This is a genomic window from Paenisporosarcina sp. HGH0030, from assembly GCF_000411295.1.
Taxonomy (GTDB): Bacteria; Bacillota; Bacilli; order Bacillales_A; family Planococcaceae; genus Paenisporosarcina.
Genome location: NZ_KE150423.1, coordinates 253,982 through 278,099, shown reverse-complemented (window position 1 = coordinate 278,099; position 24,118 = coordinate 253,982). Strand labels below are relative to the sequence as shown.

The 24,118-nt window shown below is 40.1% G+C and carries 26 protein-coding genes, 9 tRNA genes and 1 rRNA gene; 3 read left to right on the top strand and 33 right to left on the bottom strand.

All coding sequences use genetic code 11. The annotated features are described in order from the left end of the window. From HMPREF1210_RS16145 to acpS, 25 genes are all read right to left on the bottom strand, one after another. A 16S ribosomal RNA gene (locus tag HMPREF1210_RS16145) occupies positions 1-124 on the bottom strand; the annotation flags it as partial. 157 nt (positions 125-281) lie between these two features. Further along, positions 282-355 (bottom strand) — tRNA-Gly (locus HMPREF1210_RS16140). A 26-nt stretch (positions 356-381) separates the two neighbouring features. Continuing rightward, positions 382-458 (bottom strand) — tRNA-Arg (locus HMPREF1210_RS16135). Positions 459-467: 9 nt separating this feature from the next. Continuing rightward, positions 468-553 (bottom strand) — tRNA-Leu (locus HMPREF1210_RS16130). Positions 554-615: 62 nt separating this feature from the next. Next, positions 616-688 (bottom strand) — tRNA-Lys (locus tag HMPREF1210_RS16125). Between the two features lie 19 nt (positions 689-707). Further along, positions 708-782, bottom strand: a tRNA-Gln gene (locus HMPREF1210_RS16120). Positions 783-790: 8 nt separating this feature from the next. After that, positions 791-866 (bottom strand) — tRNA-Asp (locus HMPREF1210_RS16115). A gap of 3 nt (positions 867-869) precedes the next feature. Beyond that, positions 870-946, bottom strand: a tRNA-Met gene (locus HMPREF1210_RS16110). A gap of 263 nt (positions 947-1,209) precedes the next feature. Beyond that, positions 1,210-1,284 (bottom strand) — tRNA-Glu (locus HMPREF1210_RS16105). 4 nt (positions 1,285-1,288) lie between these two features. After that, a tRNA-Asn gene (locus HMPREF1210_RS16100) sits at positions 1,289-1,363 on the bottom strand. Between the two features lie 89 nt (positions 1,364-1,452). Further along, positions 1,453-1,908 (bottom strand): SprT family protein, encoded by a 456-nt coding sequence (locus HMPREF1210_RS16095; RefSeq protein WP_016429769.1) that lies wholly within the window; start codon positions 1,906-1,908, stop codon positions 1,453-1,455. A 60-nt stretch (positions 1,909-1,968) separates the two neighbouring features. Beyond that, positions 1,969-4,137, bottom strand: coding sequence for a Tex family protein (locus HMPREF1210_RS16090; RefSeq protein WP_016429768.1), 2,169 nt, complete (start codon positions 4,135-4,137; stop codon positions 1,969-1,971). Positions 4,138-4,341: 204 nt separating this feature from the next. Then, positions 4,342-4,941 (bottom strand): PP2C family serine/threonine-protein phosphatase, encoded by a 600-nt coding sequence (locus tag HMPREF1210_RS16085; protein WP_016429767.1) that lies wholly within the window; start codon positions 4,939-4,941, stop codon positions 4,342-4,344. Next, positions 4,941-5,723, bottom strand: a complete 783-nt coding sequence (sigB, locus tag HMPREF1210_RS16080; RefSeq protein ID WP_016429766.1) for an RNA polymerase sigma factor SigB — start codon at positions 5,721-5,723, stop codon at positions 4,941-4,943. Before sigB ends, HMPREF1210_RS16085 begins: the two co-directional genes overlap by 1 nt. Then, the gene (gene rsbW / locus HMPREF1210_RS16075; RefSeq protein WP_016429765.1) at positions 5,701-6,171 is read right to left on the bottom strand and encodes an anti-sigma B factor RsbW; all 471 of its coding nucleotides are present in this window, start codon (positions 6,169-6,171) and stop codon (positions 5,701-5,703) included. Before rsbW ends, sigB begins: the two co-directional genes overlap by 23 nt. Positions 6,172-6,173: 2 nt before the next feature. Next, positions 6,174-6,503 (bottom strand): anti-sigma factor antagonist, encoded by a 330-nt coding sequence (locus tag HMPREF1210_RS16070; protein ID WP_016429764.1) that lies wholly within the window; start codon positions 6,501-6,503, stop codon positions 6,174-6,176. Positions 6,504-6,579: 76 nt separating this feature from the next. Next, positions 6,580-7,584 (bottom strand): PP2C family protein-serine/threonine phosphatase, encoded by a 1,005-nt coding sequence (locus tag HMPREF1210_RS16065; protein ID WP_016429763.1) that lies wholly within the window; start codon positions 7,582-7,584, stop codon positions 6,580-6,582. A gap of 13 nt (positions 7,585-7,597) precedes the next feature. Beyond that, positions 7,598-7,999 (bottom strand): anti-sigma regulatory factor, encoded by a 402-nt coding sequence (locus HMPREF1210_RS16060; RefSeq protein WP_016429762.1) that lies wholly within the window; start codon positions 7,997-7,999, stop codon positions 7,598-7,600. Positions 8,000-8,001: 2 nt separating this feature from the next. Then, positions 8,002-8,364, bottom strand: coding sequence for an STAS domain-containing protein (locus HMPREF1210_RS16055; RefSeq protein ID WP_016429761.1), 363 nt, complete (start codon positions 8,362-8,364; stop codon positions 8,002-8,004). Beyond that, positions 8,361-9,191, bottom strand: coding sequence for an RsbT co-antagonist protein RsbRA (locus HMPREF1210_RS16050; RefSeq protein WP_016429760.1), 831 nt, complete (start codon positions 9,189-9,191; stop codon positions 8,361-8,363). Before HMPREF1210_RS16050 ends, HMPREF1210_RS16055 begins: the two co-directional genes overlap by 4 nt. Positions 9,192-9,334: 143 nt before the next feature. Continuing rightward, positions 9,335-9,685, bottom strand: coding sequence for a type II toxin-antitoxin system PemK/MazF family toxin (locus HMPREF1210_RS16045; RefSeq protein ID WP_016429759.1), 351 nt, complete (start codon positions 9,683-9,685; stop codon positions 9,335-9,337). Positions 9,686-9,689: 4 nt separating this feature from the next. Continuing rightward, positions 9,690-9,971, bottom strand: coding sequence for a hypothetical protein (locus HMPREF1210_RS16040; RefSeq protein ID WP_036660331.1), 282 nt, complete (start codon positions 9,969-9,971; stop codon positions 9,690-9,692). Between the two features lie 130 nt (positions 9,972-10,101). Next, on the bottom strand, positions 10,102-11,211 hold the full coding sequence (alr, locus tag HMPREF1210_RS16035; RefSeq protein WP_016429757.1) for an alanine racemase: 1,110 nt from the start codon (positions 11,209-11,211) through the stop codon (positions 10,102-10,104). Between the two features lie 41 nt (positions 11,212-11,252). After that, positions 11,253-12,263, bottom strand: a complete 1,011-nt coding sequence (locus HMPREF1210_RS16030; protein ID WP_036660330.1) for an outer membrane lipoprotein carrier protein LolA — start codon at positions 12,261-12,263, stop codon at positions 11,253-11,255. A 57-nt stretch (positions 12,264-12,320) separates the two neighbouring features. Continuing rightward, the gene (gene acpS / locus HMPREF1210_RS16025) at positions 12,321-12,674 is read right to left on the bottom strand and encodes a holo-ACP synthase (protein ID WP_016429755.1); all 354 of its coding nucleotides are present in this window, start codon (positions 12,672-12,674) and stop codon (positions 12,321-12,323) included. Between the two features lie 70 nt (positions 12,675-12,744). Between acpS and HMPREF1210_RS16020 the strand changes: the two genes are divergently transcribed. Beyond that, entirely contained in the window at positions 12,745-13,356 is a 612-nt protein-coding gene (locus tag HMPREF1210_RS16020) for a rhomboid family intramembrane serine protease (RefSeq protein WP_016429754.1), read from the top strand. A 7-nt stretch (positions 13,357-13,363) separates the two neighbouring features. On the opposite strand, the gene HMPREF1210_RS16015 is transcribed toward HMPREF1210_RS16020, so the two are convergent. The 7 genes from HMPREF1210_RS16015 to HMPREF1210_RS15985 all read right to left on the bottom strand — a co-directional run bounded on the left by HMPREF1210_RS16015 (position 13,364) and on the right by HMPREF1210_RS15985 (position 21,718). Beyond that, a complete protein-coding gene (locus HMPREF1210_RS16015) occupies positions 13,364-14,881 on the bottom strand; it encodes a PH domain-containing protein (protein ID WP_016429753.1) in 1,518 nt (505 codons plus the stop codon). Further along, positions 14,874-15,353, bottom strand: a complete 480-nt coding sequence (locus HMPREF1210_RS16010; RefSeq protein ID WP_016429752.1) for a PH domain-containing protein — start codon at positions 15,351-15,353, stop codon at positions 14,874-14,876. The genes HMPREF1210_RS16015 and HMPREF1210_RS16010 overlap by 8 nt, the downstream gene beginning before the upstream one ends. A gap of 186 nt (positions 15,354-15,539) precedes the next feature. Beyond that, a complete protein-coding gene (locus HMPREF1210_RS16005; protein WP_016429751.1) occupies positions 15,540-17,084 on the bottom strand; it encodes a DEAD/DEAH box helicase in 1,545 nt (514 codons plus the stop codon). Between the two features lie 431 nt (positions 17,085-17,515). Beyond that, a complete protein-coding gene (locus HMPREF1210_RS16000) occupies positions 17,516-18,235 on the bottom strand; it encodes a carboxylesterase (protein WP_016429750.1) in 720 nt (239 codons plus the stop codon). A gap of 146 nt (positions 18,236-18,381) precedes the next feature. Beyond that, positions 18,382-19,758, bottom strand: a complete 1,377-nt coding sequence (gene murF, locus HMPREF1210_RS15995) for a UDP-N-acetylmuramoyl-tripeptide--D-alanyl-D-alanine ligase (RefSeq protein WP_016429749.1) — start codon at positions 19,756-19,758, stop codon at positions 18,382-18,384. A 12-nt stretch (positions 19,759-19,770) separates the two neighbouring features. Continuing rightward, a complete protein-coding gene (locus HMPREF1210_RS15990; RefSeq protein ID WP_016429748.1) occupies positions 19,771-20,856 on the bottom strand; it encodes a D-alanine--D-alanine ligase in 1,086 nt (361 codons plus the stop codon). 109 nt (positions 20,857-20,965) lie between these two features. Next, complete coding sequence (locus HMPREF1210_RS15985; protein ID WP_016429747.1) at positions 20,966-21,718, bottom strand: hypothetical protein; 753 nt, start codon at positions 21,716-21,718, stop codon at positions 20,966-20,968. A gap of 152 nt (positions 21,719-21,870) precedes the next feature. Here HMPREF1210_RS15985 and HMPREF1210_RS15980 point away from each other — a divergent pair, with 152 nt between their 5' ends. Continuing rightward, the gene (locus HMPREF1210_RS15980) at positions 21,871-23,058 is read left to right on the top strand and encodes an FtsW/RodA/SpoVE family cell cycle protein (RefSeq protein WP_016429746.1); all 1,188 of its coding nucleotides are present in this window, start codon (positions 21,871-21,873) and stop codon (positions 23,056-23,058) included. A 245-nt stretch (positions 23,059-23,303) separates the two neighbouring features. On the opposite strand, the gene HMPREF1210_RS18270 is transcribed toward HMPREF1210_RS15980, so the two are convergent. Next, a complete protein-coding gene (locus HMPREF1210_RS18270; protein ID WP_016429745.1) occupies positions 23,304-23,441 on the bottom strand; it encodes an Lmo0850 family protein in 138 nt (45 codons plus the stop codon). A gap of 203 nt (positions 23,442-23,644) precedes the next feature. On the opposite strand from HMPREF1210_RS18270, the gene HMPREF1210_RS15975 reads away from it, so the two are divergent. Further along, entirely contained in the window at positions 23,645-24,058 is a 414-nt protein-coding gene (locus HMPREF1210_RS15975; protein WP_016429744.1) for a CBS domain-containing protein, read from the top strand. Positions 24,059-24,118 lie beyond the last annotated feature (60 nt).

The following is a 24,118-nucleotide window of genomic DNA, read 5'->3' as shown; positions in this document are numbered from 1 at the left end:
CGTGTTACTCACCCGTCCGCCGCTAAAATCAGAAGAAGCAAGCTTCTTCATCATTCCGCTCGACTTGCATGTATTAGGCACGCCGCCAGCGTTCGTCCTGAGCCAGGATCAAACTCTCCATAATAGGTGAGTCGATTAGCTCGACTTTGTTGCTGGCGTCAAATTAATGACGTTTTAAAATGAACAATTAAGTTCAAGTTTTTGCTTCCTACACCGAAGTGTGTTCCGCTTTATTGTTGACGTTTTGCTGTTCAGTTTTCAAGGTTCATTAGGTAATTATATGGAGCGGGTGAAGAGAATCGAACTCTCATCATCAGCTTGGAAGGCTGAGGTTTTACCACTAAACTACACCCGCGTTATTATATTATATAGAAGGTTTTTTGGCGCGCCCGGCAGGAGTCGAACCCACAACCTTCTGATCCGTAGTCAGACGCTCTATCCAATTGAGCTACGGGCGCTAGTATTTTTGGTGCGGCCGAGAAGAGTCGAACTTCCACGGGATTTCTCCCACTAGGCCCTCAACCTAGCGCGTCTGCCATTCCGCCACGACCGCTTGATGTTTTAACGACAATACTTAGTATACCACGTTAATTCAAGAAGTCAACAACAAAATTATGAGCCATGTAGGATTCGAACCTACGACCCTCTGATTAAAAGTCAGATGCTCTACCAACTGAGCTAATGGCTCGCAAACTTAGAAAAACATTTGGCTGGGGTACCTGGATTCGAACCAGGGCGTGACGGAATCAAAATCCGTTGCCTTACCGCTTGGCTATACCCCAATAAAAAATGGCGGTCCCGACGGGAATCGAACCCGCGATCTCCTGCGTGACAGGCAGGCATGTTAACCGCTACACCACGGGACCATTTGGTTGCGGGGGCAGGATTTGAACCTGCGACCTTTGGGTTATGAGCCCAACGAGCTACCGTGCTGCTCCACCCCGCGATAATATTATTGTTATAAACACTATGACTCAACGCTTATGTTGAGTTTGACGTCTGCATCGGCTTCGCCTGCTTCGACGTTACTTGCTGTCTTCGTACAGCTGCGTTGCTCCACCCTCGCGATTACTTTAGAAGTAATTCGGAATGTGAGTTGTACGACCCTCGCGACTTCTTTATAGAAGAGATTACTTTAGCGTGAATGCTTGTACATCTTTTTCTCGAAATCGTTATGTAGAGTATAACATAGTTTGTTTATAAGTTGATTGGTGACCCCTACGGGATTCGAACCCGTGTTACCGCCGTGAAAGGGCGGTGTCTTAACCGCTTGACCAAGGGGCCATATTGGCTCCGAAGGTAGGACTCGAACCTACGACCATCGCATTAACAGTGCGGTGCTCTACCACTGAGCTACTTCGGAATAATGTTATGTAACTAACCGACTTTTCTTATTATAGTGAGGTACTTCTTCCTCGTCAACCACTTTTGGCCATTTTCTCTAAAGAAATATTATTCCACTTTTAATAATCGCCCAGAACACTTGCCACAGCGGTATTTGGTGGTATTTAAACGAATTTTCCGTCTATATAGCAAACCACAAGAGATACATCCATAGACATGTTGGGCTACTCTTTTCTTTCTTTTTACCGACACTAAGTTTGCACAAAATCTCGGGGATTTAGTCACTTTTAATAAATCTTTAAAATCTTTATCGCGATGTTTATAGCCTTTTCCTTCTATATGTAAATGATAATGGCACAATTCGTGGCGAATGATTCCTTCAAGTTCATCTAGACCATATAATTCGAATGATTTTGGATTGATTTGAATGTGATGTGATTGCAGCATATATCGGCCACCTGTTGTTTTAAGACGGCTATTGAAATAAGCTTCATGTTTAAAAGGCTTATGAAACACGTTTTCAGAGATACTCACTACCAGTTGATGTAGTTCTTCGTTCGTCATACCACCCATCCTTTGAATACATTAGAACCTGCCTACCGATTCATGATAGGCAGGCTCCTTTTAGTTTTGTTTTACTGGCGGAAGCATTGTAAGAGAAATGCGTCCTTTTGTTTTTTCGACTTGTTCCACCCATACTGTCACAATGTCACCAAGAGCAACAACGTCTAGTGGATGTTTGACGAAGCCTTTTTTTAGTTTAGAAATGTGAACAAGTCCATCTTGTTTTACACCGATGTCTACAAAAGCGCCAAAATCAACAACGTTGCGAACTGTTCCTTGCAATTCCATTCCACTTGCCAAGTCTTCCATTTGAAGAACATCCGTCTTCAGCAATGGTTGAGGGAATTGATCACGTGGATCACGTGTCGGTTTTTTTAAGGTATCCACGATATCTTTCAACGTAATTTCCCCAATATCTAATCGCTCACTCAACTCTTTCAAATCTATCTCATTAAGAGCGAGTTCAGCTTCTTTCGTGCCGATTTGTGCTTTCTTCAACCCTGCTGTTTTCAGTACTTCTTCAGCACTTTGATAACTTTCTGGATGGATACCAGTCGCATCAAACGGGTTTTTTGCTTCAGGAATACGTAAGAACCCAATAGCTTGCTCGTATGTTTTGGCGCCGAGACGCGGAATTTTCTTCAGTTGTGCGCGTGAAGTGAACTTGCCATTTTCATCTCGCATGATGATGACATTTTCAGCTACGGTTTTGGAGAGACCCGAAACATATTGTAATAACGATGCAGAAGCTGTGTTAACGTTAACACCCACTTGGTTAACGGCAGTTTCTACTATGAATGTTAATGATTCATTTAGTTTTTTCTGCGAGACGTCGTGTTGGTATTGTCCAACCCCTACTGCTTTAGGTTCAATTTTGACTAATTCTGATAGCGGATCCTGTAGTCTTCGAGCAATCGATACTGCACTGCGTTGTTCTACCTGAAGATGAGGAAATTCCGCACGAGCAGTGTCTGAAGCCGAATAAACACTGGCGCCAGCTTCGTTTACTATTACATAAGCAATTTCACGGTCTGCTTCTTTCAAACATTCCGCGACAAATTGCTCCGTTTCACGGGAGGCTGTTCCGTTACCTATGGCAACGATTGAAACAGGGTATCGCTTCAATACATCCAAAATGGTTTTTTTGGACGCTGTCGGATCTGCTTTTGGTGGATGTGGATAAATGACGGATACTTCCTGAAGCTTCCCGGTATCATCCACGACAGCTAATTTACAACCTGTACGATAAGCCGGATCTACCCCAAGAACGACTTTACCTTTCAATGGAGGCTGTAATAAAAGGTTTCGCAAGTTTTCAGAGAAGATATGAATGGCTTGTGTTTCCCCTTTTTCTGTTAGCTCCGTGCGAATTTCCCGCTCGACTGATGGAGCAATCAGGCGTTTATAAGAATCCTCAATCGCTTCAGCTACTTGACTGATGCTTAGCGAGGAACTGTGCGTTGGAATCCACTCATCGCGCATGACACTAATGATTCTATCCACGGGTGAAAGCAAATTGATCTTCAAAATATCTTCTTTTTCACCACGGTTTAATGCAAGAACTCGATGGGGCACAATTTTCTTTACTGGCTCCGTGTAATCATAATACATTTCGAATACGCTTTTCTCGTCGGCCTCTTGTTTCTTCACAGTGGATACAATTGACCCTTCTGCACGAGTTAAGTTTCGGATTTTCTCACGTATTTTCGCGTCATCCGCAAATTGTTCCGCTAAAATATCACGCGCACCTTGCAATGCTTCTTCAGCGTTCATCACTTCTTTTTCTTCATTGATAAAGTCTTTTGCTAACTCTACCGGCTGTGTTTGGGAAAATTTTAATAATAACGAAGCTAAAGGTTCTAATCCTTTTTCTTTTGCTATTGTCGCTTTTGTTCTGCGTTTTTGCTTATATGGTCGGTACAAATCTTCGAGTCTTTGTAATACAGAGGCTGCCTGAATGGCTTGGGATAATTCTTCAGTTAATTTCCCTTGCTCATCGATCAAGCGCAGCACTTCTTCTTTTCTTTGCTCTAGTTGCTGTATGTAACGGTAACGATCTTCAACCGCTTTAATTTGTACTTCATCCAGTGAGCCTGTCGCTTCTTTACGGTAGCGTGCAATAAAAGGAACCGTGTTACCTTCTTCCAGTAAATCGATAACTTGCTGGGCTTGTGCTGGGCGTACATTTGTTTCTTTAGCTATTCGTTGCATCATTTGTTTAGCGTCCATGTGACTTATCATCCTTTCGCTTTACATCCATTTATTTTAACATAAGAAAAGCGTAAAGCGCCTCTCTTGCCTGACACAAGGAAATGATAGGCGCTTAGTAGTTGCCGCCTTTTAGAGCACAAAGTGACGCGTGGAGCTAGATATAGCTAATCTTGGATGAAACGAAATCCAAACCAATTTAAAACACAAAAAACCCGCTCCATTTTATTGGAGCAGGCTACCGGCGATAAATGTTGCATCGTCACCATGTTTAATTGTTTGTATTAATGTTTGGTGCAAATCATAAGCTCCTGTACTACTTCTCATCGTGCTCTTGGGGTTTCCTAAGACGACACCATCGGAATGGAAAAGGAACAAATCACCCGGTTTATAGGAATAAATTTGAGTTCGAAGCTTTTGAGGTCTTCCCGATAAATAACCCATTACTGGTAGTGGGTAAATCATTTTATCGTCATCTCTTCTAGTCATATAAAACTTGATGTTTCCTACACAGCTATATGCAATGGTCTTAGCAGAAAAGTTTACTTTGACAATCGCTACAGCAGCGCCACGTTTTTGGAACATTAATTTGTTGCATCTCAGCAATAATTCATCAATTGTTTCATGATGGTATTCTGCCAAAATCATCGGAATGATTTCAGATGATTGTCTCGCAATTGGTCCGTTGCCTAAGCCATCAGCAATAGCACATAAAAAATACTCCTCATTCATATACGTGAAATACGTATCTCCCGATTCATTGTTTCCCTCTTTTGCTTCCTGATAGACGAATACCTCTAAAAAAGGATGTCGTATCGAGTTCATTACGACACTCCACCAGCTGCAAGAATTGCATCTTGTAACTTTTTAATAGCTTTTCTTTGTAATCGGGAAACATGCATTTGGGAAATACCGAGTTTGTCACCGGCTTCTTTCTGGCTTAGCTGATCAATATATGTAAATTGGATGACTTGTTTCTCCCGTTCAGAAAGAACACTGAGTGCATTTGCTACTAACATACGCTGATCTGTTTTTTCATAACCATCATCTTGCTGGCCAATAACGTCAAATAAAGTAATGCTACTTCCATCCGAATCAGATTCAAGAGAATGGTCCATCGAAAGAGCTTGGTAGCTTTTACCCATTTCCATTGCTTCTAATACATCATCTTCATCTACTTCGAGATATTCAGCGATTTCAACGATTTTTGGTGAACGTTGAAGTTCTGTGGTTAACGTTTCAACAGCAGATTTTATTCGTGGTCCGAGCTCTTTAATGCGACGTGGAACATGTACTGCCCATGTCTTATCACGCAGAAAGCGTTTAATCTCGCCAATTATTGTTGGAACTGCAAAGGCTTCAAACGTTCTGCCAAACTCAGGGTCGTATCGACGGATAGCACCAAGTAAACCTAACATGCCGACTTGTACAATATCTTCGTGATATGATTTCCCATTTGAATATTTTCGTGCAATGGACTCAACCAGTCGTTGATAATTTATCACCAGGTTAGTTTGAGCTTCTGCATCTTCAGACTCTTGATACGCTTTAATCCACTCGAGAATTTGTTCTTTAGTTTGATGATTAGGAGGAGATAGTTTCGACATTCTCTTCCACCTGCTCTTCTCCGACATACTTTGTCATAAAGACTGTTACGCCTTCTTGGTGGTGGACTTTCACTTCATCCATTAATGTTTCAATTAAATACAGACCAAGTCCACCTTCACGTAAAAACTGTACTTCTTGTTGTTCGTGATAGGGTCCAACTTTGGCTTTTGTTTCTTCAAAGTTAAAGCTTTTACCATGGTCTGATACCATGATTTCAATTTTGTCTGGATAGAGTGCACATCCGACAACGACTTCACCTTCATCAACTCCAGTGTAAGCATGTTGCACGGCATTAGTGATTGCTTCTGAAGAAGCGATCTTTAAATCTTCGATATCATCGTATGTAAAGCCAATTCGACTGGCCAATCCGGATATAGTTAAACGTGCAACACCCACGTATTGGGGTTTTGCAGGCACTCGAATCTCTACATAATCAAATGGTCTCATGATCAGTTTCCACCTTTATCGTCTGTCTCAATATCCATAATTTCACCAAGACCAGTTATATCAAATAATCTCTTTAGACGAGGCGATAATCCCGTTAACTTAACATGGCCGTTAATGGCATTAATATTCTTGAAAAACGCAACAATAACACCCAATCCAGTACTATCCATATATGATACATCCGACATGTCTAATTCTGCTTGCAAGCCATCATTTGGCTGTACAGTAGCTAATTTTTCACGAAGTATCGGTGCTGTAAATGCATCGATTTCTCCGCTAATAAAACCTTTAACGAAATTCTCTTCTTCTTTTATCACGACTTGAATATTCATCTATTGACACCCCGTCCATCCAATGTAACTTAATTGATAATTACTTAATACCACTTCGATATCTTTTTGAAACCTTTTAACATGTTTTTTTGAAAATAACGAGTGTAAAGTCATCACGAAGCTCAAAATTTTGCATCTTTTCCAGTTCTTTAAACACGGTATCTACAATTGTTTGAGCCGATTCGTGTCGTAAGGAATAAATCAATGACACTATGATTTCCTGTTCAATGAAACCTTCATCCGTTCTGCACTCCGTCACACCATCCGTCATCATCACGACAAAGTCGCCGCATTCCATTTTGACATCGTGTTGTGTATAGGTGACATTCGGTACAACACCCAGCAAAAGACCTTTTGCATGAAGTTCAGAGAACTCTTCTTTTTTAGCATCGTAAAAAAGGGCAGGCTCGTGACCTGCCGAGGCATATGTAAAGGTTGATTGTTCAACATTATAGCGACCGTAAAACATGGAGATGAACATATCGTCATTGACACTTTTCTCAACAATGCGATTGATAACATCCAATACTTTTTTGGGATCGGAAGTTGCATCCTGCAAACTGTCCATCCCATATTTGATCATGGACATGCATAGTGCAGCAGGAATTCCTTTACCGATGACATCAGCAACTGCAACGCCAGCATTATTCAAATCGTCGCTGAGAAAATAAATATAATCCCCATTCATTTTACGAGCCGGCACAGAAACAAGACCAATCTCCAAACCAGAAACTACCGGAACAGTTGTTTTCAATAAAGTTCGTTGAACATTGGCAGCTAAGTCCATTTCAACCTTCATTTCTTCCTGTTGTTCCAACAAGCTCTGATGTTCTGCATGAGCAAGCCCATAACGAATCATCATTTCAATTAGCAAATCAAATGAATTCCAAACATTCATTGGCAACTCCGGGAACATTTCTTCTAGTGCTGCCTTATGTATGCTAATTACCTCTTCGGGAGCTATGTTTTTTTGTATAAGTTGACGGCTGAAGTTTTGACCTGCATATAAATTCTGCTCTGTTTGACGCATGACATATTGTCGGAGTATTTCCTTATATTGCCTTTCAATTTCTTGAGGCATTTAATCTAACCTCCTAACGAATCCACTTCGTCGCTTTTATTACGGTTCCTTCACCTAAAACTGTGTCTATTTTAAAATCATCCATTAAACGTTTTACTCCAGGCATACCAGCACCTAATCCACCAGAAGTAGAAAAGCCATCCTCCATCACTTTACGAACATCGGGAATTCCCGGTCCTTCGTCTGATGCGATAATAATAATGCCAAATGATCCGCCTTCTGATATACGTTCAATTTCGATTTTACCTTTTCCCGCATATAAGTAAATATTACGAGCCAGTTCACTGATTGCTGTTGTGATACGTGCCTGATCAACCGTGCCGAAGCCCACTTCTTTTGCTTCATTCCGACCAAGTTGTCTAGCAGCAACAATGTCCCACTCAGTTAAAATTTCTACAGAAGACCGATAACCCATACTTAGGCCTCCAATTCTCGTTGGAGTTTTTCAAGACCATTCTCTAAGTCTAATGCTGTCATCACATCGTCTAAACGAATTCCCAATTCGATAAGTGTAATTGCTACCGCAGGCTGAATTCCTGTGATAACCACTTTGGCACCCATTAATCCAGACATACTGATGACATCTCCTAGAACTTTAGCGATAAAAGAGTCTATAAAGTCGATTGGTGTTAAATCGATAACTACTCCACGCGCACTTGTTTCATGCATCTTGGTAAGTAAATCTTCTTGGAATTGTAACGCCGTTTGATCATCAAGCTCCCATTGAATTGAAACAATCAGACAGTCTTTTAATTTTAAAATTGGAATACGTAAGTTCAATCCTCTTCCACCTCCACGATTTTGCGGTTTGTCCATGCCAATGCTTGTTCAACACCACGTTGCAAAGTGCTTGTAGTAGTGAAATCTTTCAAATTAATTCCTAAAGTGACGATTGTTTGTGCAATTTCAGGACGAATTCCGACCAACATACACTTCGCCCCAACTAAACGAACTGCGTCTGCTGCCTGAATGATATGATGTGCAACCATTGTATCCACAACTGGTACGCCAGTAATATCCAGCAACACGACTTCAGCACGATGTTTTACGACACCGTCCAACAAGTTTTCCATTATCAGTTTTGCACGCTCTGTGTCGATTGTGCCGACAAGTGGCATAACTGAGATTTTGTCAAAAACCGGAATCAATGATGCTGAAAGTTCCTGTAACGCAATTTTTTGCAACTGCACAGTACGTTCCCATGTTTTAGCATACGTTTCTACAATGCCATCACGCATAGGTGTAATCCAATTAGCGAAAACCAAAACATATTCCTTCATATTGCTCTCTGTGATGGTTTCATTTTGTTCCAACATATCGTATACAACTTGTGAAAAATGAGTGATTGCTTTCATGACAAAGCTGATTGACCAGCCAAAACGAACAACTTTGCTTGTAAATTCGTTCAGACGATTCACATAGTTTTTCTCACCTTCAAATAGGTTGGAAATCATTAACTCTGCAAATTCACGACTTGTTTTGTCGATGACATCTTGAGACATTATTTGAAAGAATCGTTCCTCTGAATCGTCTTTCATTAATTCCTGCCATCTGACAAGTATTTCATCTATATTATCTTGAATGAATGTTGCCATCTGTTTATTCATACAGTTTGGTGAAGCCTCCTCGAATCAAATTCATATGTTCCTGCTATTGTATCTGAAAATTGCCAACTACACACGTTTTTTAAATTCGGACCAAAAAAACATCGTACACAAAATCTGCGCACGATGTCCTTTATTATGTATGATTAAAACTTTACGAGGCCGAGACTAATTTCAAGCGCCTCATCTACTTCTTCCATCAGTACATCATCCAGCTGGGTAATTTTATCCGTCAGCCGCGATTTATCAATCGTACGCAATTGTTCAAGCAAAATAACAGAATCCCGTTCAAACCCATACTTTTTAGCATTGATTTCTACATGTGTTGGTAATTTTGCTTTTTGAATTTGCGCAGTGATAGCCGCAATGATGACTGTAGGGCTGAAACGATTCCCGATATCGTTTTGTATCACCAGAACGGGCCTTGTTCCACCTTGTTCAGACCCGACTACTGGTGATAAGTCAGCAAAAAAAACGTCACCACGTTTTACGTTCAAGATTTCATCCTCCGCTTACGAGACGCTCCACCGTATGCTCCGCTTCGTATTCCAAATGCAGACACTCGCTTGCAATTGACAAGTTGATATGGGACATTTCCACGTAGCCCTTGATCATCGCTTCTCGTATAAGATTGGGTTGAACATGTTTAATCACTTTTTTTGTCGAAATATAAACAAACTCTCCTGGCTCAGCCAGTTGTTGCTCTTTCTGTCTATCAAGATCGTTCACAAATTTTCGTGGGAGTTTTACGATAACTTCCTTTGTTTCTCTCTTTTCATTCACAGTCAACACCTCCGACAAACCCGTCCCTCTTTTCAATACTTTTCTATCTTACCATTCAAAACTTGGTATGAGAAGACAAAGAAGGAAAATATCTGACAATATTTTTAGTTTAGTCGGTTTATGTCGAACACTATTGCGGATATGTCCTTGGCACCCTATTCGTCAGTACACAAGGAATTTCGTACGATATTGTTTGCAGTTTCTGTGCCCACTCTTCAATGGTTACTAGTTCATTTCCTTGTCTTCCAATTAACACAACTGGTTCGCCAACCGGAACATGTCCATCCAGATGAACCATACACTGGTCCATACAAATTCTTCCGATGACCGGCAAGCGTTTTCCTTGAATCAATACTTCTTGTCCACTCAACCCCCGGAGCATACCATCCGCATAACCGATTGGAAGTGTGGCTATCCACTCTTCCTCATCGGCAGTGTAAGTAGCACCATAACTGATGGTAGAACCTTTAGCCACTTTTTTGACATGCACAACTTCTGTATGCAAACTCATTGCTTTTTCCAATGGAAAAGGAAGTCCATTATCAACAAATGCTGATGGTGATATTCCGTACATCGAGATCCCAAACCGTACTGCGTCAAATAATGATTCTTTGTGCATCAATGCAGCTGCACTGTTCGCAGTATGAATACATCGTGGTTTTTCAGGAAAGCAATGCAAAAACGTTTTGAACTTTTCTAGCTGACGTGTAAATTGGTCCATATCTTCATCATCAGCCGTCGCATAATGAGTAAAGACGCCATCAATCACGACATCTTGTCGATGATTGATAGTTTGAATAAGCGTGCTTAATTCTGATTCCGTAGTTACACCTAACCTACCCATGCCAGTGTCAATTTTAATATGTATTTTCAGCTTTTTGGGTAAGGACGGAATGTGAAGAAACCAATCATTTTGAAAAACGGTAAGCATAATATCGTGCTGGCTGGCAGCATTTGCAAAGGATGGGGGAGATGCACCTAACACAAGAATGGGCGATTCGATGCCACTTTCCCGCAATCGAATCGCTTCATCTGGTGTGGCAACGGCAAGCATGCTTGCCCCCGCTTCTATTGCAGCAGTCGAAACTTCATAATCACCATGTCCATAAGCATTTGCTTTTACTACCGCGATCACATCACTAGATGGACCAATATGTTTCTTCAGATTAAGTATATTCATTTTTATTGCATTCAAATCAATTTGTGCGAATGTTGGTCGATAAAAATTAGCTGGTTGCATGGTTATACCTCATTTAAAGTACGATAGTTATAATAATTGTTTTATTTTAAATCATCTGCAGTCATCGATGAAGCCACTGTTATCATTTCTTCACGAGACATCGAATCTGATGCTAAGAAGAATTGAATGCCGTTCTGTTCCCAAGTGATTGATTGATCTGTGATGGCCCCGATTGCAAATCCAAGATCGGCAGGGTCGCCAGCAGCAAAAACAGGTACTAAGTCAACAGATTTTTTCGTAATTGGAGATTGAATGAGCGTAAACTCTTTTTTACCACCATACGTCATGATTACTCGTTCTTGTGTATCATTTTTAATCACTTTTTCCTCCAGCTTATCTACGCCTTCCCACTGTAAAGTAGGGTAATGCGTTTTGAATACTGGTACCTCAGCATCTTTACTTGCAGTTTCATTCTCTGTTTTTTCTTCAGAAGGCATATCCGCTTTGTAATCGGCAGCACTTCTTGAAGTTCCTAATGTAATCTTATCAAAAGTAATCAAGATTTGTTCTTGTTTTTGATCATTTAAGATAGATACTTTTGTCGGAAGTAATGTTTTCTTACTGATATGGATTTGTTGTGTCGGCAACATTTTTTGATGACTGTTTCTAGTTTTTGTTTCAAAGATATACGAATTTTTGTTTTCTGTCATTTTTGACTCTTTATCCGCTTTAATATCTTGTGCTAAAGACCCGATTAAATAGGCTTGGCTATTTTTTTCCGGCCAATCACTCTGGAATTTGTAAGTCTTACCTAATGTAGGGGTAATCACAAATACGCCTTCTTTATTTCGAACAATCGTTTGTGAAACATCTTCTTCCGCTTGACTAACTTTCACTCGGTAAAATTCTGGTTTTGTGTGCCACACACTGACATCGTAAAGACGTGGTTCAGAACCTGTACTGATTTGCATCTGTGCTTCTAACTCATACCCTTTCGTGTCAACCCATTTACTACTCAACTTCTTCAACACATCTTCTTTTGACTCTGCCCCACATGCTGTTAACAAAAGCATTAACAGTACAACTAACCCTGCAAATAAACGGCTACGCATAAATCCACCCTTTCTCATATCGATCCGTTAAAACATCTTATGAAAGAGGGACAGGGATTATTCAACCAATATTACTTGGGCAGCGGCGAATTGTTTTGTGTGTGTAATACTCACATGACCGTTGACTTCTTGTCCTTTAAAATACAGGACAGGTTTTCCCACATTATTTGAAATCACTTCAATATCCTGAAAGCTGCAATGCTTGCCTATGCCAGTCCCTAATGCTTTTGCAAATGCTTCTTTCGCTGCAAAACGACCAGCTAAAAATTCAAGTTGTCTTGCTTCTTTCAAATTAGTAAAGCGCTCCAATTCACGTACAGTCAGAATACGGCTTTTAAATTTAGTCGTAAGCATATGTGCATCTTTGATACGTTCAATTTCTGTCACATCCAAGCCAATTCCTTTAATCATGCAACACTTCTCCTTTCAACCCATGGCATTTTCACGGTATAATATTTACATAGAAATTCGAGGTGAATTCATGTTTAGTCGTACAGAAAATTTTTCACAATACATTAAGTCTTACCCAGTGGTTTCTACAATTATTGCCCTTAATGTTATCATTCATTTGCTTACATTAGTCCCAGTCCTTGGCCCAGTGCTATTTAATTATGGAGCAGGTGTCAATTACCTAATCTCCGATGGACAATGGTGGCGTTTCATCACGCCAATGTTTTTGCACGCAGGTTTAATGCATTTACTGTTCAATATGTTTTCACTATATTTGTTTGGACCTGAACTTGAAAAGCTTGCAGGAAAAGTCCGTTTTTTAACCATTTATTTCATGGCTGGATTATTCGGTACCGTTGCAACTTTCCTTTTGCAAGACGCTAATTATGTTCATGTCGGTGCTAGTGGTGCTATTTACGGACTGCTTGGGGCTTTTGGTGCACTTGTGTACTATGCACGCAAAACGTTACCTCAACTTCGTCAAATCATTTTACCGATCATTGTCATCAGTATCGTCATGACCTTCTTAACACCAAACATTAACGCTACCGCTCATTTAAGCGGTTTGGCTGTTGGTTTCCTGATTGGACTTAGTTACTTCCATCCTCAACGAATCATTAGCTGGAAAAAGAGAAAAAGATAGGACAGCCTTATTGTGGCTGTCCTTTTTCTATCGCTTCATACTTGGAAGGTTCGTACCAAGTCATGACTTCCTCAATATCTATTACGTTTAAATGATCCACTTTAGCAGTTGTTCCAAGCATTCCCGACTTGATTGTGGTTTGAATGGAAGCGAGCTTTTTTCTTTTTTGGAAAGGACTTTGTTTCATTTGAAGAGATTGCATTCTTTTCTTTTCGATGAAGAACGTGTATTTACTAATCCCTCTGTATCGCAAAGATAACTGGTTACGATTAAGTGCAAATGCAGCAGAATGATGTTGCCATAGAGCCAATAGGATCACAATCGGAAACAGGAATAATGACAATAATCCATATGGATAGTAAAAATAACTGACCGCAACCATCACGGGAATCATCCATAAGAAGTCAAGACGATAATAAAATGATTTAGCCTGTTTTGGAGAAGATGTCCATTCAGGTTCAAAGTCGAAATCTACGAACAATTGATTTAACGGTTGTTTGATTACACTTTTTTTAACAAGTGGGAATAGTTTTATGTTTTTATCTTGTTCCTCTAGGGAACCCCCCGCACTTTCAACAATAACCGTACAATAGCCGAATAATTGGCGCAATGGATTCTCGACAATACGAATCCCTTGAACACGCCCAATTGGAATGGATACTTTTTTCTTCTCCAGCAAACCACGAGTTAAAACAATCTGGTCGTTTTCCTGGACAATCGTAAATTGGTAGTAATTTAAAGTCGTCAGAATGACGGAAATTAACCATGCGAACAATAAAACCATAAAAATACTAATTGCCACAATGAAAAAGCCGAATTTCAGAAATACAACGAACTCATCGTAAATCTCCTTGTACGGAATGATATCCGAAAACTGGGACATGAACACAGCTAACCCAGAGAATACGACACCAATCCCTCCAGATGTAGTGGCCAGAATGATTAAATCCTTCATGGACATTTTATAAATTGGAACAGCAGAATCTAAGTCCGATTCATGGTTTTGATCTTCCGTTAATGTTACTTCAGCTTTCGTTAAAGACGTTTTACGTTTTTTTGCATTCGCCAATTCTGTTTCGATCCGCTTTGCATTATCTCTGGTGATGGCTGTAAGTTCTGCTTCTGCTTCTTTTGCAGATCCTGAACCAGCGGTCTCAATCGTTACTTTTACAAGTTTGAAAGGTCGATGTAAAATACTTTCGGTATAGTTCAAGCTTTGAATACGTTCAAAAGGAATATAGCGTTTTTTCTTTACAAACAATCCATATTCAATCCGTAATTCATCCTCTTCAAACCAGTAAACAAAACGTTTCCACTTGATGATTCCACTACCCAAAATGAACGCCAGTACCAAAAACCCCACAATATAAGGAACAAAATCCGTCCAATGGCCGCCTCCCGAGGAATCGCCTTGAAATCCATTTACAACAAAAATGAAGACAAACGGTAAAATTAAATCCTTTAAGCCTTTAATGAAATTTACCACTGCTGAAATTGGATGGAGTTTAAAACGTTCGTTAGACATCATCTTCCGCCACCCTTGCAAGTGTCGATATGCGAATTCTCATTTCGTCCGCTTCACTTGTAATAAGTGCCGGAATCGTATGATTTGTTGCAGCAGTCGAGATTGTAATAGAAGCTAAATCATATTTGCGTAAAATGGGTCCTTGTTCCGTATCTACATGCTGGACCCGAACCATTGGCACTAGTGTCCGCTTGATGACAAAGAGTCCGTGCTGAAGTTCAATTTCCTGTTCCCTAACTTCATATCTCCAACGAAGCCATCGTAATTTAGGAAAAAAATAAACAAATATGTATGTATATAGTATAGGAAGCACTACACAAATAACCCATACCCACCATGGCCCTTCCAACCACCAATTTAAGACTCCGGCACCTATTGCCAATAACCATATAATGGCGGAATGCATCAAGCCGTACAATCTCCATACCTTTAATCCTTTTGGTGAGATCTGATTAATTGGTTCATTTCTCATGTGAACACCTACTTTCTACTATGCATACGATTCTACAGTAAAAACGTTTCATAAAAAAGATACTGGTAGAGATGTATTATCAGTTCTGGGTTGTCTATTCGCGGTTGCAAGCCTTCTATTCGCGTTTCAACCATTCACAATCTAAAAAAACCACAGCCCATAAGGACTGTGGTTTTTGAAATTTAATTAGCTTTCACGACGTGAAGATGTACGTGGACGTCCACCGCGGCTTGAAGAGCCCTCACGTGAAGAAGAAGAAGAAGCTCCGTCACGACCGCCAGTACGGCGAGATGGACCACGATCTGAGCTACGACCTGAACCTGAAGAAGATCTGCCTCCACCGCTACGGTTGTTGCCTTTATAGCCACCGCCGCCGCTGCGTCCGCCACCACCGCTGCGCTCTTTACGAGCTGGCAATGGGCGTTCTTCAGAGATTGATACAGGTGTATCACTTGGTTCGCGAGTCATTGATTTCAATGCAGCAGCGATTACGTCAACTGCTTCATATTTCTCAAGTAATTCCGTTGCGAATGAACGGTAATCACCGATATTGTTTTTGTCTACAATTTCAGATAATGATTCAACCGCTAAACGCTGTTGACCAATTAATGCCTCATCTGAGCTTGGTGGACGAAGTGGTGACATACGTTTTTTCGTTGTTTCTTCAACGATACGTAAGTAACCCATTTCACGTGGAGTAACGAAAGTTACTGCCACACCACTTTTACCTGCACGGCCAGTACGACCGATACGGTGAACATAGCTTTCAGGATCTTGTGGAATATCATAGTTGTAAACGTGAGTAACACCAGAGATATCAAGTCCACGAGCAGCTACGTCTGTTGCAACAAGGATGTCAATTTTGTTTTCTTTAAATTGACGAAGAACTGACATACGTTTCGCTTGGCTTAAATCACCATGAATACCTTCTGCTAAATAACCACGGATGCTTAGAGCATGTGACAATTCGTCTACGCGACGTTTTGTACGACCGAAGATAATTGCAAGTTCAGGTTGGTGTACGTTAATAACACGAGAAAGGATATCGAATTTTTCACGCTCATGCGATTTAACGAAAAATTGCTCGATGTTTTCAACTGTCATTTCTTTTGATTGAATTTTAACTACTTCAGGCGTTTTCATGAATTTCTCAGCAATTTTACGGATTGGTGTTGGCATTGTAGCCGAGAACAGCAATGTTTGACGTTCTGCTGGAACACTTTCCATAATTGTGTTGATATCTTCAATGAAGCCCATGTTTAACATTTCATCCGCTTCGTCTAAAATAAGCGTTTGAACGTTATCAAGTTTCAATGTACGACGGTTAATATGATCAAGAATACGACCAGGTGTACCGACGATTACATGTGGGTTATTTTTCAATGCACGGATTTGACGTCCGATTTCTTGTCCACCATATACAGATAAAATTTTCACACGTTTGTCTTGGCCGATTTTGTAAAGTTCTTCTGAAACTTGAATCGCCAATTCACGAGTCGGTGCAATAATTAAACCTTGGATGTTAGAGTTTTTTGGGTCAACCTTTTCAACCAACGGAATACCAAACGCTGCTGTTTTACCAGTTCCTGTTTGTGCTTGACCGATAATATCGCGGCCTTCCATTGCAAATTTGATTGTACCTTCTTGGATTGGTGTTGCTTCTTCAAAACCCATACGTTTTACGGATTTTAATGTTGATTCGCTAATATTTAATTCTGAAAAATTTGTCAAAATTTAATCTCCTTTTTGTTTACATTTGACAAATGGTTACATTTTCAGATGAAGTTGCGGCAAATTCGAGCCTATACGAGGAACGTTTCCGTTACTTAAAATTCTCTGTAGAGTTATCAGAGGGGACTTATATTTAAAGGAAAGCCCGGTCTTTTGCCGAGCGGTTCGATCAGTGGGGAGCATGTTCAAAGCGTATGCATCACGCTGTCTCTTGTGACCTGTTGGTAGCCTTTGTAAAGTTCTTATTGAGAACGAGGCTATTGTGATAGCTCACATTTTTGATGTTTGAAACTAAACATCCTACCCTAAAAAATTGAACAAACCGTTATGTTCAAAAAAAAGAGCTCTTCATCAAAACCCGAAGAGTCTTTACACAAAATGTATCCATTGCTCTAATCACTTTAACACGGATAAAGACAATATGCAATTAATCAACCACAGTCGTAATAATTAGTTTTCTCATTCTTTTCCAAAAAACTTAACACTTCATCGAACCATTCATCGCAATCCTCGCTATAGCATATGAGATGCTTGCCGCATTCTGAAGTAACCATGCTTTTCTCTTCTGATCCCAATCGATCGTACAAATATTGTACAGAAGTGAATGGGACAATCCCATCTTTTTTGCCTTGCACAATACATACCGGTACTGTGACTGACTCATAATAAGGCTCGACCATTTTTACGACTCGCATAAACTCAATCGCGGCTCGAATTGGCGTATGAGTTAATTTGTATTCGTATAAATGGTAAAACGCATTGGTTGAAAGATTCCCTTGCACGACATCAGCTACGATATCTTTAACATCTTCCAATATTTGAACGCCATTAATGTATTTAGCAGATGCACTGAGAAGAACGAGACGGTCAATCTTGTAGCGCAAAGATAAATAAAGGGCAATCAGTCCACCCATTGAAAAACCGACAACGAACACTCTGTCCACTTGCTTTTGCAATAGTCTCAAGGCCTGTTCAGCTTCCATCATCCAATTTTCCGCCGTCAACTCTGTTAATGATAATGTAGGTCCATGTCCAGGCAACGTAGGGACTTTGACAATCCAATCCGTTTTCTCTTCAATATTTTGCACAAAAGGCTCAATTTCATACGGACCTCCTGTAAATCCATGAATGCATAATAGACCGGTTTTCATTTTTTCAGTCCCCTTTTAGAATCGCAACTTTGACTTGTTCGATACAGTTGTGATACCCAGTTCGCCATTTTTCAAACGCTACATGCCAACCATATTGAACATACAAAAAGGAAACTCCATTAACAGAGTTTCCTTTGAGTAAAGTATTAATTAATCACATGTTCTAGTGCCATTCCACGAGATCCTTTTATTAAAGTGATGGAATCTGCTGATGTATGGCTTTCCAACATAGTGCGAATCGGTTCATAATCCTTTTCCGACCAAATTAGATGTCTTTCATCGAACGATTTCTGCAACTTGTCATATAACCATTTCATGCGTGGACCATATAAGCAGACACCAGCAAAATCTTCCGATTTAATCTGATTGGCTAAGTCTTCATGATAGGCCTGTTCTTCAGAACCTAGTTCCAGCATATCCCCAAGAACCAGCCACTTTTCAGGACGAATTGTTGTTTCACGAATAAAGGTAATGGCGGCACTCATTGAAGTCGGTGCTGCATTATACGCATCGTTGATAAACAATGAACCGTTCTTGGCAGGAATGACTTGCATCCGCATGTCTGTAAGTGAAACATTTTTCAAGGAATCCAGAATTTGTTCGTTTGATAAGCCAGCCTCTTTGGCAATCAATATCGCAACCAATGCATTTTTGACTTGATGCTTTCCTAAAACCGGAATCATAAAATGTGATTCAATAAGTCCAGTCACATCAAACTCACTGCCATTCTCCGTCGCTAGAATCGATTGAGCTGAAATGTCATTTGACGTATTTGTCCCGAATGAAATGGTTTTAATAGTAGAAGATCCATTTTCATCATTGAACTTTTGAATGAATGGCTTCAAAAGCGGTTCGTCTCCATCATAAAATAGACACCCATTACCTTGTAAGCCGGCAATGATTTCAAACTTCGCTTTGGCAATTCCTTCACGCGAACCTAAGTCTTGCATATGGGCTTCGCCGATGTTGGTTATCGCAACGTGATGCGGTTTTGCCAAGTTTGAAAGGAACTCAATTTCTCCATAGCCACTCATACCCATTTCAAGGATGGCAAACTCTGTGTCTTCATCCAACGATAAGATCGTAATCGGTAATCCCAAGTTATTGTTGAAGTTTCCTGCCGTTTTTTGGACACGGAAATAAGGAGATAGTACACCCGCCACCAAATCTTTAGTGGATGTTTTCCCATTTGATCCCGTAATGCCAATGAACGTTGCCGGATGATCTTTCCGATATGCGCGTGCCATTTGCTGCAACGCTATTTCACTGTCTTCCACAAAAAGCAAAGGGAGATTTTGTGGAGGATTTGGTTCATCCTTCTGCCAAAGAGCTGCTGATGCTCCTTTTTCAAAAGCTTGAGTCACATATTGATGACCATTCACTTTTTCACCTTTGAACGGAATGAATAAATCTCCAGGTTGAATGGTTTTAGTATTGATCGATACGCCACTTACCGTGACATTCGGTTTTACTTCGTCATTTATGTTTAACCACCCAGCAACTGTTTGTAATGATTTTTTCAAAATTATTCACACTCAATCCATTGTATAGTGTAGTTGTTGTTTTTCGGCATGTCTTTCGATCGCAAGCTCAATCAGCTGATCGATTAATTCCGCGTAATTCACGCCTGTGTGCTGCCATAACAATGGGAACATACTGAATGGCGTAAAGCCAGGTAATGTATTCACTTCATTAATTAGCACTTCATTTGCATCCGTTACAAAGAAGTCAGCTCTCACTAGTCCTGAGCAATCCAATACTTTAAAAGCCTTGATTGCGTTGTCTTGCAAAGTAGCTTCCACTTCTTCAGTGACGTCCGCAGGAATTATCATCGCCGTGTTGCCGTCTTTGTATTTTGCTTGGTAATCATAAAAATCTTTCAACGGTTTGATTTCACCTGGCACAGAACATTTCGGCGAATCGTTACCTAGTACACCCATTTCAATTTCACGTGCTTTAATGCCCTGTTCGACGATAATTTTGCGATCGTACTTCAATGCCATATCCACAGCTGCGATTAACTCTTCACGAGTTGAGGCTTTGCTGATTCCCACACTTGAACCGAGGTTTGCCGGTTTAACGAAAACTGGCCAAGCTAGTTCTTTCTCCATTTTCCCAATCAAATTCTCTTGGTTTTTTTGCCATTCTTTACGGATGAAATGAACGAATGGTACTTGTTTCAGACCAGCAATCGCGAAGAGCTGTTTCATGATGACTTTATCCATTCCGGCAGAAGATGCTAGAACACCATTACCGATGTAAGGAAGATTCAATACTTCAAGCAATCCCTGTACCGTTCCATCTTCGCCATTTGGTCCATGTAAAAGAGGGAAAATCACGTCCAGCGCGTTTTCGTCTGTCTCCTGTTGAGACGGTAAGAAGCTTGAAATATTATTAGGCAATTCTTGATTGAATGTATTATCAAATTGCAATTGTTCAATTGTTTCTACCGGCGCCAATAATTGGGCACCTTTACGCCATTCGCCTTCATGTGTAATGTATATTGGAAACACATCATATTCATTGAAATTTAAAGCTTGTGTCACTGCACGAGCTGTCGATAAAGATACTTCATGTTCGGCGGATTTCCCACCGTATAATAAACCTATTCTTTTTTTCATTTTAATACCTCCACAATATTGGATACAGTTATTTTAACATGAACCATGTTTACCCACGTACACTAATCAAAAAACAATCCCTTGCACTCATCTTTGCAAGGGATTGTAGTTAGAATCGGATGGTTTCGTCCGGATTTTGTTTCATGACTGCAGTTAATTCGTCCCATATTTCATCGGGGAATACCGATTCTGGCAAAGAACGGATTTCTAAATCATAGCTTGCTTTTGATTTTTCGAGTTTGAATAACGAAAGCAGTACGCCTTCCTTCATCAAAGGTTTATGTGTAATAAATTGGTCCACCGTCAGTTCAGGGTACCCTTCTTTTTGTTTCCTGCGCCAAAAAGGAGCACCCCTCTCTTTGTCACGGACCACTTGATTTAGTATATTAACGACCAAATGAATTGAATCATTCAATTCACGAAAATAAATTTTCGTCATACTCTCTTCTTCATTGGATAAATAGACGTAACGATTTTGGAGTTGATAATAAAATGGTGATCGAATCGGTTCTTTTTTATGCCCGATATATAATAGTTCTGCTTGTTCCTGAGGCGTTAACATATTGAGTCTGCGTTCATCCGCAAAATCAATCCATCTCAAATCAGTTGGTTTATCCATAAATTCTTTGGTAAATGACAAGACCTCTTCATCTGGTACAAATTCCAGCTGGGTATGCATGTTAAACGAACTATCTTCGTATTCATGCTTAAGTAACAATAGATGTTGCAATGGTCCTGCATTTAGGACAAATTGTTGCATTGTAAGACCGCTGAAGATCACAAATTGATCAGCCTCGTTCATATGTATATAAATATGGTGAAGGTAATCTTCTGTATCACGTGCCTTTTTCACCATTATCATCACTCCATTCCTCCTTTCATTATAATCTCACTTTGAGAAGAATGAAACATTTTAAGATGTTCTTCGTCAGTACATACTGCACAAGCATTTGCTTATCTTTTACGGTATAATTGATAAGTTATAACTTTAAATTAGAAATTCAGGTGACAACTATGGAAAATAACAAAGGATTTGCTGATCGTTTCGACTGGACGTTGGCTTTTATATTATTACTGCTATTCATTGTAAGTTTGTTCGCAATTTCGTCTGCACAATCATCAGGTCAATACCCGATTAATTTCATCCCTAGACAAGTTTTATGGTACATCGTGGGTGCAGTGATTATAGGATTCACTATGTTATTCGAACCCGAACAATATAAAAAGATGTCGTGGGTTCTTTATGCTATTGGGATTCTCATTTTAATTGCCCTTGTTTTGGCACCGGGCGGCGAAGGTCAAATCGCTGAAAAACGTGGTGGAGCAAAAAGTTGGTTCCACTTACCGGGTATCGGGAGCATTCAACCGTCGGAATTCATGAAAACGTTCTTTATTTTAGCAATGGCACGCATGATTAGTAATCATCATGAAAATTTCGTGTCAAAAACAATGAAAACAGACCTAATTCTATTGGGGAAAATCATGGCGACGGCACTTATACCTTTACTGTTCATCATGCAACAGCCAGACCTTGGTACTTCACTTGTATTTTTGGCCATCACCGCAGCAATGATTATTGTGGGTGGTGTCACATGGAAGTTGATTGTTCCGATTTTTGCGGGAACCGCTTTAATCGGAGGTTCCTTACTCTGGATGGCTGTTTTCATGCAGGATTTTCTTTCGGAAAAATTCGGCTTTAAGGCTTATCAGTTCGGTCGTATTTATTCATGGCTTGATCCGTATTCCTATTCAACATCGGAAGGCTATAACTTGATTAATGCGATGACCGCAATCGGCTCTGGTGGAATTACCGGTAAAGGCTATCAAGGACGTGAAGTATACGTTCCTGAAAATCATACAGATTTTATATTCACGGTAATCGGTGAAGAGTATGGATTTATTGGCGCAAGTATTGTCGTGAGTCTGTTTTTCTTGCTGATTTACCACTTGACCAAAATTACATTAACGCTGAAAGATCCATTTAGTACGTATGTATGTGCCGGCATTATTGCCATGATTACATTCCACGTATTCCAAAACATCGGGATGACCATTCAGCTATTACCGATAACGGGTATCCCGCTTCCTTTTATCAGTTATGGGGGTAGTTCGTTAATGGGGAATATGCTGGCTTTAGGATTGGTGTTCAGCATGAAATTCCATCACCGCACGTATATGTTTGGTTCTTCTGACGATGAATAATAAAAAAGGATTACGCAATTATCGCGTAATCCTTTTTTGTTGGGGTGAATTTTGTGATTGGGGCAACTTTTAAATTTTGGAGCAACTTTCTCGAATTTGACGAGGAGGCTAGCTGGTTTGTCTGCGGAAAGGGAGCCGGTTCCCACTAATTTTTATAAGAATCATTTTAAAAATTATCAAAAGTTCGTATAAAAAAACACCTACTTTTTGGTAGGTGTCTCGAATGTATGATCTAAGTTGTGGATTCAGCCTTGAGTATGTGGAGTCTGAGTTGGTGCAGCGAGTGCTTTTAACATTTCGAGACGAGATTTGGTAAGCGTTACGGTGACACCCAACTTTGACAAGTTCGAAACGATTTTTCGCAAATCAACTTCTTTCGTCATCCAATCCACCTCTATCCTTCCTCTAGTTTAGGAACGTATTCATTTACTAAAAGGTTCAGGTTCAAGAAAATCGTTTTATAAATTTGACTTTCTATTTTATACACTTATTATACCACGTTTAGCCTATTTTAAATCTTTCAATTTTGTTACATATTTTAGTCCTTTGTAAATCATACTAACCATTATTATAAGGAGGGATTCTTGTGAAAATTAAAGACATCATGTCACGAGATATCGTGACATGTACACCTACCGATTTAATATCGGAAATTGCCCAAAGCATGCGTGCTTTGGACATCGGATGTATGCCAGTAGTTGAAGGTTCAAGTGTAATCGGGATGATTACTGACCGAGATATCGTTACAAGGTCTGTTGCAAAAAATGGCAAGCGTCTTGTAAAAGATGTCATGTCGGATGAAGTCATTTCTGTAGGTCCTGAATCTACTTCTCAGGAAGCGGCTGAAATCATGGCGCAACACCGTATCCGCCGACTTCCTGTCATCAAGAATGAACAACTTGTTGGCTTCGTAGCTCTTGCAGATTTATCTGTACCAAGTGAGACAGCACATGAAGCTTCTCAAGCTCTCCATGAAATTTCAGAACCGAGACATCTTTAAACCACCCCCCCAAACTTATTTTTCAAGTTTGGGGATTTTTGATTCTCTTTTCTTTACATA

Excerpts from the sequence above, each read along its gene's own strand:
- HMPREF1210_RS15980 (WP_016429746.1), top strand. The coding sequence starts at position 21,871 with ATGGAAAATAACAAAGGATTTGCTGATCGTTTCGACTGGACGTTGGCT.
- HMPREF1210_RS15990 (WP_016429748.1), bottom strand. The coding sequence starts at position 20,856 with ATGAAAAAAAGAATAGGTTTATTATACGGTGGGAAATCCGCCGAACAT.
- alr (WP_016429757.1), bottom strand. The coding sequence starts at position 11,211 with ATGCAACCAGCTAATTTTTATCGACCAACATTCGCACAAATTGATTTG.
- HMPREF1210_RS16070 (WP_016429764.1), bottom strand. The coding sequence starts at position 6,503 with ATGAATATTCAAGTCGTGATAAAAGAAGAAGAGAATTTCGTTAAAGGT.
- HMPREF1210_RS16030 (WP_036660330.1), bottom strand. The coding sequence starts at position 12,263 with ATGCGTAGCCGTTTATTTGCAGGGTTAGTTGTACTGTTAATGCTTTTG.
- HMPREF1210_RS15985 (WP_016429747.1), bottom strand. The coding sequence starts at position 21,718 with ATGATAATGGTGAAAAAGGCACGTGATACAGAAGATTACCTTCACCAT.
- acpS (WP_016429755.1), bottom strand. The coding sequence starts at position 12,674 with ATGATTAAAGGAATTGGCTTGGATGTGACAGAAATTGAACGTATCAAA.
- HMPREF1210_RS16050 (WP_016429760.1), bottom strand. The coding sequence starts at position 9,191 with ATGAATAAACAGATGGCAACATTCATTCAAGATAATATAGATGAAATA.
- HMPREF1210_RS16010 (WP_016429752.1), bottom strand. The coding sequence starts at position 15,353 with ATGAGAAATGAACCAATTAATCAGATCTCACCAAAAGGATTAAAGGTA.
- rsbW (WP_016429765.1), bottom strand. The coding sequence starts at position 6,171 with ATGAGACCATTTGATTATGTAGAGATTCGAGTGCCTGCAAAACCCCAA.
- HMPREF1210_RS16060 (WP_016429762.1), bottom strand. The coding sequence starts at position 7,999 with ATGGGTTATCGGTCTTCTGTAGAAATTTTAACTGAGTGGGACATTGTT.
- HMPREF1210_RS16095 (WP_016429769.1), bottom strand. The coding sequence starts at position 1,908 with ATGACGAACGAAGAACTACATCAACTGGTAGTGAGTATCTCTGAAAAC.
- HMPREF1210_RS16015 (WP_016429753.1), bottom strand. The coding sequence starts at position 14,881 with ATGTCTAACGAACGTTTTAAACTCCATCCAATTTCAGCAGTGGTAAAT.
- HMPREF1210_RS16085 (WP_016429767.1), bottom strand. The coding sequence starts at position 4,941 with ATGAACTCGATACGACATCCTTTTTTAGAGGTATTCGTCTATCAGGAA.
- sigB (WP_016429766.1), bottom strand. The coding sequence starts at position 5,723 with ATGTCGAAACTATCTCCTCCTAATCATCAAACTAAAGAACAAATTCTC.
- HMPREF1210_RS16065 (WP_016429763.1), bottom strand. The coding sequence starts at position 7,584 with ATGCCTCAAGAAATTGAAAGGCAATATAAGGAAATACTCCGACAATAT.
- HMPREF1210_RS16020 (WP_016429754.1), top strand. The coding sequence starts at position 12,745 with ATGTTTAGTCGTACAGAAAATTTTTCACAATACATTAAGTCTTACCCA.
- HMPREF1210_RS16000 (WP_016429750.1), bottom strand. The coding sequence starts at position 18,235 with ATGAAAACCGGTCTATTATGCATTCATGGATTTACAGGAGGTCCGTAT.
- HMPREF1210_RS16090 (WP_016429768.1), bottom strand. The coding sequence starts at position 4,137 with ATGGACGCTAAACAAATGATGCAACGAATAGCTAAAGAAACAAATGTA.
- HMPREF1210_RS18270 (WP_016429745.1), bottom strand. The coding sequence starts at position 23,441 with ATGACGAAAGAAGTTGATTTGCGAAAAATCGTTTCGAACTTGTCAAAG.